Genomic DNA, 1,468 nt, shown 5'->3' with positions numbered 1-1,468 from the left:
ACTAATTTCGCACCGCCATTCTCAGCCCGAGAACGCCCTGAAGCTCCTTGGGGTAGTTCCTGCGATACAGCCAAGTCTGCTGCTTGAGATATGCGTATTTGATCCGCACAGACATGCGACCTCCATCTGGGGCGTCCGCCCCATTCCTCTAGTGTTTCTGTTTTTTCCGTTTGGTTGCTTTGGCTTAGAGGGACTGCTGAGTTCCCAGCCATCTGGTTTTCGGGTCCAAGACCCTGGGAATCATCGAGAAGTCCGGTTCTCTGTATTCCCCGCCAGAGGACCAATGAGAGTAATCCCTGTCACATGGTCGTCCGGCACCCGCTCGGTCTGGAACAGGTATCCCGGTACGTCATCGAAGGCAGAGATAACCGCCACGTCACCGGGCTGCATCGTACCACCCCGCCTTGAGAGCTTCCGTGTAGATCGCCATGGCAAGTTCACGGCTGATGCGGGATGCCACCCACGCGATCAGCAGCAGGCTTAGCCAACGTCTGATTGCACGAAAGGTGTGCTTGACAATGCGTTGGAAGTTGTTTTTGTTCATCAAGTAAGCTCCTGTATCTACTTCTATTTCAGATACGGACCTGCCCTCGTTTTTCGCGTTTCTGGCGACCATGCAAAGCCCACGCTAGCCGGGCTCTTTGGAAAGCTGTCTAGGCGACCCCATGGGCTCGTCACTGTCGTCAATACAAATTTTGATCACGCGCCATCAAAAGGGCTTGAAATTCAGTTGACTGCTAGAGATAGACTGCCTGCACAGTTCGGTCTTGGAGGTATAGATGAAGCTGTTCCCGAACCATGCCGCCTTCCTAGTCACGATCTCCCTACTGGCCGCATGCTCGCCAGCGGTGACGATCACTAGCCGCTCAACGGGTCAACAGGGAACAGGCACCCTGGAAAACACCGCGTTCGGCAATTCAGGGAAAGCGAACCTTACTATCGGCGACGAACAATACACCGGCACATGGATGGCCGTGAGAGACACCGGCGTTCTGGGATTTTCAGGCGATGCCGGCAACGGAAACGCAATCCTCCGCTCCAACAAGGGGAGCCATATGACCTGTCAGTTCAGGTATAGCATGAAGACGTATAACGCCTTGGGAACGTGCACCAAAGACGAAAAAGAGACTTTCGATCTGCAAGCGACGCTGACCTGATATCTGCAAGACTCCTTAGCGCGGGTTAGCTCGTTTCAAGCCAGGAAAGGGCCATAGCGTCATCGGGCCATGTGCCCCACCTATCGCCCCGCCCTGCCAACGACTGGCAACATTCTGGTACCGGATCTTCCGTCTAGCAGGAATCCTACCGCCCCAGCCAAATCATCACAGTGATTGTTGACAGACCAAGAGAGTTCGCGGACCAGGATTTCTTCTAGCGCGATCATCAGCCTAACGGGTCGCAAGGTCGCTGAAGGCAGTCACCGACCGGTGAGGCTGACCTGCCCCCCCGGAAGTTCCCTCGCCGTGAT

2 protein-coding genes are annotated in these 1,468 nt (G+C 55.2%); one reads left to right on the top strand and one right to left on the bottom strand.

The window, feature by feature from the left end:
- Window positions 1-376: 376 nt before the first annotated feature.
- Complete coding sequence (locus FE811_RS27785; RefSeq protein WP_010400856.1) at window positions 377-544, bottom strand: hypothetical protein; 168 nt, start codon at window positions 542-544, stop codon at window positions 377-379.
- 235 nt (window positions 545-779) lie between these two features.
- On the opposite strand from FE811_RS27785, the gene FE811_RS26810 reads away from it, so the two are divergent.
- A complete protein-coding gene (locus tag FE811_RS26810) occupies window positions 780-1,157 on the top strand; it encodes a hypothetical protein (RefSeq protein ID WP_010400853.1) in 378 nt (125 codons plus the stop codon).
- Window positions 1,158-1,468: the final 311 nt, after the last annotated feature.

The sequence above is a fragment of the Paracoccus sp. FO-3 genome, assembly GCF_006386455.1.
In the GTDB taxonomy this organism is placed as follows: domain Bacteria; phylum Pseudomonadota; class Alphaproteobacteria; order Rhodobacterales; family Rhodobacteraceae; genus Paracoccus; species Paracoccus versutus.
The sequence above is the reverse complement of the archived record's forward strand: the minus strand, read 5'-3'. Positions and strand labels throughout refer to the sequence as shown.

Bases quoted from the DNA above. Each gene is read 5' to 3' on its own strand.
- FE811_RS27785 (WP_010400856.1), bottom strand. From the start codon at position 544: ATGAACAAAAACAACTTCCAACGCATTGTCAAGCACACCTTTCGTGCA.
- FE811_RS26810 (WP_010400853.1), top strand. From the start codon at position 780: ATGAAGCTGTTCCCGAACCATGCCGCCTTCCTAGTCACGATCTCCCTA.